Source organism: Selenomonas sp. GACV-9, assembly GCA_900116485.1.
Classification (GTDB): Bacteria; Bacillota; Negativicutes; order Selenomonadales; family Selenomonadaceae; genus Selenomonas_A; species Selenomonas_A ruminantium_G.
Window position 1 is genome coordinate 1 of sequence record FPAX01000034.1, and the last position, 6309, is coordinate 6309.

The window sequence follows — 6309 nt, forward strand, 5'->3', positions numbered from 1 at the left end:
CTAGGTACGTACAACCTACCAGCGCGGGTCATTTAGCGGAGCGGAGAAAAAGTGCACCCACCCTCACCCCAGCTGAGCTGTATCAAACTTATTGTGATCTCGAACTAACAGACAAACTGCAATCCATACACAAAAAAGCACCGCTTTCGCGGTGCTGTATCTTCATATGGCAGGGGTAGCTGGACTCGAACCAACGCATGCGGGATTCAGAGACCCGTGCCTTACCAACTTGGCGATACCCCTGTGTCATCAGCATCTCTGCTGTCAACACAAAATATTATACGCAAAGCATCTCCTCTTGTCAACACATTTTTGACGATTTTTTTACAAAAAGCTTAAAATCGGACAAAAACGTGAAAATCCGATAAATAAAGGGCAAATGTCCCCTTTTACACGTAAAAAATATGTTATAATAATAGTTACCAATGATGTAAGGTTAAAATACCGGACAAGTATGGTAGGAATATTGTGTGTTATGGATAATGGAGGAATGAATCGTATGGATATCAAGTATGATGTATCGATCACCGCTATCGGCAACCTGGCCAAGACGTTCCTGGAGAACAACAACAGCGCCATCCTGCTCGACGAGGGCATCCGCCCGAATCTTTCCGATATGGTCATCGAACACACGCCGGGCGAACTCAAGGAAGATATCAAGAAAGGCGACAAGCTGCTGATGGGTGGCATCAAATACACGGTCGAGAAAGTCGGCGACGTCGTTAACGAAAACCTCCGCGAGGAAGGCCATTGCACCCTCGTCTTCAACGCTGAAGGCTCCATGCCTGGACAGATCATCGTCAAGGGTTCCGGCCTTCCGGTCCTGACTACGGGTGCCCATATCACGTTCACCAAGAAATAACACCAAGTACGAATAGAAAAGGCCTGTGCACCAGTGATACTCACCGCTGCACAGGCCTCTTTTCATACCATTTTACGCCATTTCCGTCAATGTCGCTGGCGTTTCCCGCGCATAATCCCGATTGAGATTGCGCACGCTCTCGCGCTCGACGAAGAACAGCGGCATTTCCATATTCTGTGCCACCGGCTCCCCACGCAGCAGATCGAGCATGTACTGCGCCGCCTTCATGCCGACCAGCTCATAGTCAAAGGAGATTGTCGTGAGCGCCGGATAGACGACAGCACCGACATCATAGCCGCCAAAGCCGACGACAGAAACATCCTCGGGCACACGGATGCCCCGCTCATGGAAGTAGCGCAGGATGCCGAGGCTGATATTGTCCGTCGCACCGACGACGACGGTTGCGCCGCAGCGGCGCACTTCCTCGCCGCAATTGTAGGCTGACAGGAAGTCGAACCCGGTCTCGATGAAGTCGACGTGGGCCTCGGGACGCCCCTCGGTGAACGCGTCGATAAAGCCCTGCTTGCGGTCGATGCCCACAGCCATATCGGACTCCGTGACCCCGGCAAAGACGGCATGCTTATGGCCCATCTGCCGCAGGTACGCTCCCATCATGCGGCCTGCCGCCATATCGTCAATCTTGACATAGGGCACATCCTCGTGTTTCTGGCCCGTGTAGAGCACAGGTATCGTGCCGCTCCTAGCGAGTTTCACATGCTCCTCGCTGATGCCGACTGAGTCCACGAGGATGCCGTCGACGCCCTGCTGCTGCAGGTTGCGGATATTCTCGATTTCCTTGTGCCCGGACAGCTTGCTCACCAGCAGGATACCCTGATAGCCAGCCGGTTCGAGGATGCGGCTGATGCCGGCCAGGAGCTTGCCCACCGTCACCGAGTCCATGCGCGGCAGCACGATGCCGATGAGCTTGCTCTGCTTGGTCTTCAGGCGCTTGGCAAAGAAGTTCGACTTGAACCCCGTCTGCTCGATGGCCTTCCTGACGCGTTCCTGTTTTTCCTCACTGATATAGCCCTGATTGAGATAGCGGGAAACCGTGCTCTTCGATACGCCGGCCAGCTCCGCCACATCTTTTATCGTTACCTTCTGATTCATGCTATCCTCCGTAGAGATGCAATTCCTTGCATTAGTCTACTATTATTTTAGACAATTTCCGGGGAAAAGGCAAGCAAAATGTAGAACTGATTCCACATTGCAAAACTGCAGCAAGATCAGAGCTGCCAGTCGATGGGCTGCTGCCCTGTAGCCCGCAGGAAATCGTTGACCTTCGAGAAGGGCCGGCTGCCGAAAAAGCCGCGATGGGCTGACAGCGGGCTCGGATGCGGCGACTCGACGATATAGTGCTTAGGATTCGTGATCATGGCCTTCTTGCGCCGGGCTGGCGTGCCCCAGAGGATAAAGGCCATGGGTTTTTCCCGCTCATTGAGCAGGCTGATGATCTTATCCGTGAAGATTTCCCAGCCCTGCCGCTGATGAGAGCCTGCCTGATGCTCGCGGACCGTCAACACTGTGTTGAGAAGCAGCACGCCCTGCTCCGCCCAGGGCTTCAGGCAGCCCGTGGCGGGAATCCTGCAGCCGAGGTCATCGTGGAGCTCCTTGAAGATATTCACGAGGGACGGCGGCGGCTGGACCCCGGGCAACACCGAGAACGACAGGCCATGGGCCTGCCCCGGACCATGATAGGGATCCTGCCCGAGGATGACGACCTTGGTATCTTCGTAGCTCGTATAGTGCAGCGCATTGAAGATCGCATACATGTCAGGATAGATGCGATGGGTGCGGTACTCCTGTATAAGGAACTGGCGCAGCTGACGGTAGTATGGCTGCTGCAGCTCCTCGTTGAGATAATTTGCCCAGTCATTATGAAAGATTTCCATGGTTTCGCGTTCCTTTCCTATTCCTGCTCCGGCCCGCCGTGACGCCGCCTAAGACTGATGAACTTCGCCACCGGTGACGCCTGCGGGCCAGGCTCTGCCGCCTGGCGCACGAACTGGCTGTTTGTATCCGGGAAAAACGTATCGGCCGGATACTCTGCCCGTAGCTGCGTGAGCTCGATTGCCTCCGCATACGGCAGCAACTGGCGATAGACCTCGCCGCCGCCGATACACCAGAACTGCCTGGCTGGATTGGTGGCGGCTAGTTTTCCTATCACCTGCCAGAGCTCTATAAGGCTATGGCAGATGATAAAGCCTGGGATCTCTGCCTCGCTGCGCGTCAAGACGATATTCGTGCGCCCACCAAGCGGCGCGCCCCCCGGCAGGCTCTGCTGCGTCCTGCGCCCCATGATGACGATATGCCCCATGGTCAGCGCCTTGAAGCGCGCCATATCCTCAGGAACACGGGCCAGCAGCTGCCCCCCGCGGCCGATGCCGCCCTTCTTGTCACAAGCCGCAATCATCCGGATGGGCCAGGGAGAGCTGACCTCCGCTGCCTGGCTGATTGCCTGCTGCCGGATGGCTGGCTGCTCATACCAATCGCGGATCGCGCGCCCCTTGATCACGAGCTCAGGAGCGATATCCATCAGCGGCCGCAGCACGAAGGCGCGCTCGGTAAGATAGGGATGCGGCAGCTGCAGCTCCTCCGTGTCAGAGACCACACCCGCTGCTGCCAGCAGATCGATATCAATAGTCCGCGCCCCCCAATGCTCGTGACGCACCCGGCCCAGCGCAAGCTCGATGCGCTGCATCGCATGCAGCAGCTCCGTAAGCGTAAGCCCCGTCTCGATCTCGGCCGCTGTATTGATGAACCCCGGCTGGTCGAGTTTTCCCCAGGGGGCCGTCTCATAGAAAGAAGCCACCTGCACAAGGCGGGTGGCCAAAACAGCATCTATTTGACGCAGGGCCTCGCGGATGGTCTCGCCGCGATTGCCGAGATTGGCACCGAGACTGAGCCAGACCGTACGCTTTTCCCTGCTCATGCGCGCGTCCTCACGATACTAATAGCAGCATCCTCGAACTTGCCCGGAATCGGGGCCTGGGGCTTATGGACCGTCACGCGGATCTTCTGCACCTTCGCGTAGGCCTGCAGCACAGCCGCCGCTACGCGCTCGCCCACCGCCTCGATGAGCTGACACGGCTCCCCCTCGACGATGGCCTTGGCCGTCTCATAGACCTCGGCATAGTTGATGGTCTGCGCCAGGTCGTCACTTTCGCCGGCAGCCTTCAGATCCGCATACATGGTGATGTCGAGATAGAAATGCTGCCCGTTTTCCCGCTCCTCCGGCAGGCAGCCATGATAGCCGTAGAAATCAAGACCGGTGAGCTTTATCTTATCCATTGTCACTGCCTCCCAAGTATCACATCGGTCATGCGGACCATGCGCGCAATCGGCTTCACATCATGGACGCGGACAATCCCAGCGCCGCGCTCGATGCCCAGCACACAGGTGGCCCCCGTCGCCTCCATGCGCTCCTCCACCGGCAGGTCAAGGGTCGCACCGATGAAGCTCTTGCGGCTCGTGCCCAAGAGCAGTGGATACTCCGCCCCGTCGATGGTCAAAAGCTCACGCTGGCGGCGCATGACCTCGATATTGCCCGCCACATCCTTGCCAAAGCCGATGCCCGGATCGAAGATGATGTTCTCGCGCTTGACACCTGCCGCAGCGGCTATCGCCAGACTGCGGCGGAAGAAAACCTGCATGCTGGCGATGATATCTCCCGCGTACTCCTTGCCCTCCTGATTGTGCATGACGACAACCGGCAGCCCGCAGTCAGCGGCCACCTTGGCCATGGCACCTGGCTCAGCCGCATACTGCAGCCCCCAGATATCGTTGAGCATATGCACGCCATGCTCGGCGGCCACCTTGGCCGTCTCCGCCTTGAAGGTATCCACCGAGATGGGCACCGGGCACTCTGCAACCAGCGCATCGAGGAACGGCAGCAGCCGATCGATCTCCTCCGCTGCCGGCATCGGCGTAAAGCCCGGCCGGCTCGACTCAGCGCCGAGATCGATGATATCCGCGCCATCGCGGACCATCTCCTCCATATGCTGCAGCATGGCATCACGGGTATTCCAGCGGCCACCGTCGGAAAAGGAATCCGGCGTCACATTGAGGATGCCCATGACGAGCGTGCGCTCGCCCAGCGTCAGTGATTTCCCATCGGCAAAGGTGTACTTACGGATAGCTGTCATTATGATTTTTCTCCTCCCAGGATCATCCAAGCCTGATGATAGAGCGCGGAATCCGTCCGGAACACGCCTGTGCATTCCGATGTAACGGTCCGCGTGCCATGCGCGAGGTCTCCCCGCATGGTCATACAGAGCTGCTCGGCCTCGGCCACGACCAGCACGCCCCGGGATCCGAGGTCATGCGCAATCGCGGCGGCGATCTGCGCCGTCAGCCGCTCCTGCAGCTGCGGCTGATGCGAGAGGATGTCGACAAGCCGCGAGAACTTCGAAAAGCCCGCCACCCGGCCATTTTCCGGCAGGTAGACAATGCTTACCTCGCCGAAGAAGGGCACGAGATGGTGCTCGCACATCGAGTAGAACGGGATATGACGCACGGCAATGATACCGTCTGAGCCCGAGTCAAAGGTCTCCCCCCAGATGGTGGAAGTATCCTTGCCGATTCCCCGGAACAGGTACTGATACATCTGCGCCACGCGCTCCGGGGTCTTCTCCATCCCCCGGGCCTCGACATCAACGCCGACAGCCTCGAGGAATTCGCGCATCGCCCGGATTGCCTTGTCATTCTTATCACTCATGTACCTGCCCCCTCGCATCCAAAACATTACTTTCTATATCATATAATAGAACCCCATGCACCGCAAGGGAAAACAGGCCTTATTTTACCGTGATGGCTCCGACCGGACAGTCCTCCGCCGCCTGCCGCGCATCATCGACGCTGCCAGCGGGCAGCTCCTGATACCCTTCAGCCAGCCCGTCATCGCCAAAGCGGAACCCCTCCGGGCACGCCCCCGTGCACATGCCGCAGCCCACACATAAATCCTTGTCTACGTATCCTTTCATCGTCAAAAACCTCCTAAAATATACTACACATTTTCTCTCCCATCTGCTTACAACAATGATTTTAGCAAATAACCAGCCACATTTCTGTAACCATAATAACACTTTTTCCTGGCATATTTGCAAATTGCAGTTTGTCTGTCAGTGCGAGATTACAATAAGCTTGCTATAGCTCAGCTTGGGTGAGGGTGGGTGCACTTTTTCTCCGCTCCGCTAAATGCCCCGCGCTGGTGTATAAGTACGTATTTAGTTACATGCGCCGGGCAGGCCGGCGGCGCGCCAATACATCTTGACGTTCTAGCAAGTGCCTGCCGCGTGCCATCCCTCACTGCGTTCGGGCAATCGCTCCGTCTGCGAAGAAAGTGTACCCACCCTCGCCCTCCGTTATGTTGGTACAAACCTGTTCCTTTCCGGCGATAGGCCACGAATTACATCGATGTGCTTGTTGCGGGAGCAACGGTTCGTGCA

General features: G+C 57.3%; 8 protein-coding genes and 1 tRNA gene. 1 reads left to right on the forward strand and 8 read right to left on the reverse strand.

Features of this window, described 5'->3' with window-relative positions:
• Nucleotides 1–167 precede the first annotated feature (167 nt).
• Nucleotides 168–243, reverse strand: a tRNA-Gln gene (locus BM322_RS13215).
• A gap of 256 nt (nt 244–499) precedes the next feature.
• Here BM322_RS13215 and BM322_RS13220 point away from each other — a divergent pair.
• Nucleotides 500–862 carry a PTS glucitol/sorbitol transporter subunit IIA gene (locus tag BM322_RS13220; RefSeq protein WP_177220915.1) on the forward strand — a complete coding sequence of 121 codons (363 nt, stop codon included), beginning with the start codon at nt 500–502 and terminating at the stop codon, nt 860–862.
• A 72-nt stretch (nt 863–934) separates the two neighbouring features.
• Here BM322_RS13220 and BM322_RS13225 read toward each other — a convergent pair whose 3' ends face one another.
• The 7 genes from BM322_RS13225 to BM322_RS13255 all read right to left on the reverse strand — a co-directional run bounded on the left by BM322_RS13225 (nt 935) and on the right by BM322_RS13255 (nt 5844).
• Nucleotides 935–1972, reverse strand: coding sequence for a LacI family DNA-binding transcriptional regulator (locus BM322_RS13225; RefSeq protein ID WP_075431208.1), 1038 nt, complete (start codon nt 1970–1972; stop codon nt 935–937).
• 116 nt (nt 1973–2088) lie between these two features.
• Nucleotides 2089–2754 carry a uracil-DNA glycosylase gene (locus tag BM322_RS13230; protein ID WP_075431210.1) on the reverse strand — a complete coding sequence of 222 codons (666 nt, stop codon included), beginning with the start codon at nt 2752–2754 and terminating at the stop codon, nt 2089–2091.
• 17 nt (nt 2755–2771) lie between these two features.
• The gene (gene folK / locus BM322_RS13235; protein WP_075431211.1) at nt 2772–3794 is read right to left on the reverse strand and encodes a 2-amino-4-hydroxy-6-hydroxymethyldihydropteridine diphosphokinase; all 1023 of its coding nucleotides are present in this window, start codon (nt 3792–3794) and stop codon (nt 2772–2774) included.
• A complete protein-coding gene (folB, locus tag BM322_RS13240; RefSeq protein ID WP_075431214.1) occupies nt 3791–4153 on the reverse strand; it encodes a dihydroneopterin aldolase in 363 nt (120 codons plus the stop codon). The genes folK and folB overlap by 4 nt, the downstream gene beginning before the upstream one ends.
• A 2-nt stretch (nt 4154–4155) precedes the next feature.
• On the reverse strand, nt 4156–5007 hold the full coding sequence (gene folP, locus BM322_RS13245; RefSeq protein WP_075431216.1) for a dihydropteroate synthase: 852 nt from the start codon (nt 5005–5007) through the stop codon (nt 4156–4158).
• Nucleotides 5007–5579 (reverse strand): GTP cyclohydrolase I, encoded by a 573-nt coding sequence (folE, locus tag BM322_RS13250; RefSeq protein ID WP_075431218.1) that lies wholly within the window; start codon nt 5577–5579, stop codon nt 5007–5009. Before folE ends, folP begins: the two co-directional genes overlap by 1 nt.
• A 79-nt stretch (nt 5580–5658) precedes the next feature.
• On the reverse strand, nt 5659–5844 hold the full coding sequence (locus tag BM322_RS13255; protein ID WP_075431219.1) for a ferredoxin: 186 nt from the start codon (nt 5842–5844) through the stop codon (nt 5659–5661).
• Between the last annotated feature and the right edge of the window lie 465 nt (nt 5845–6309).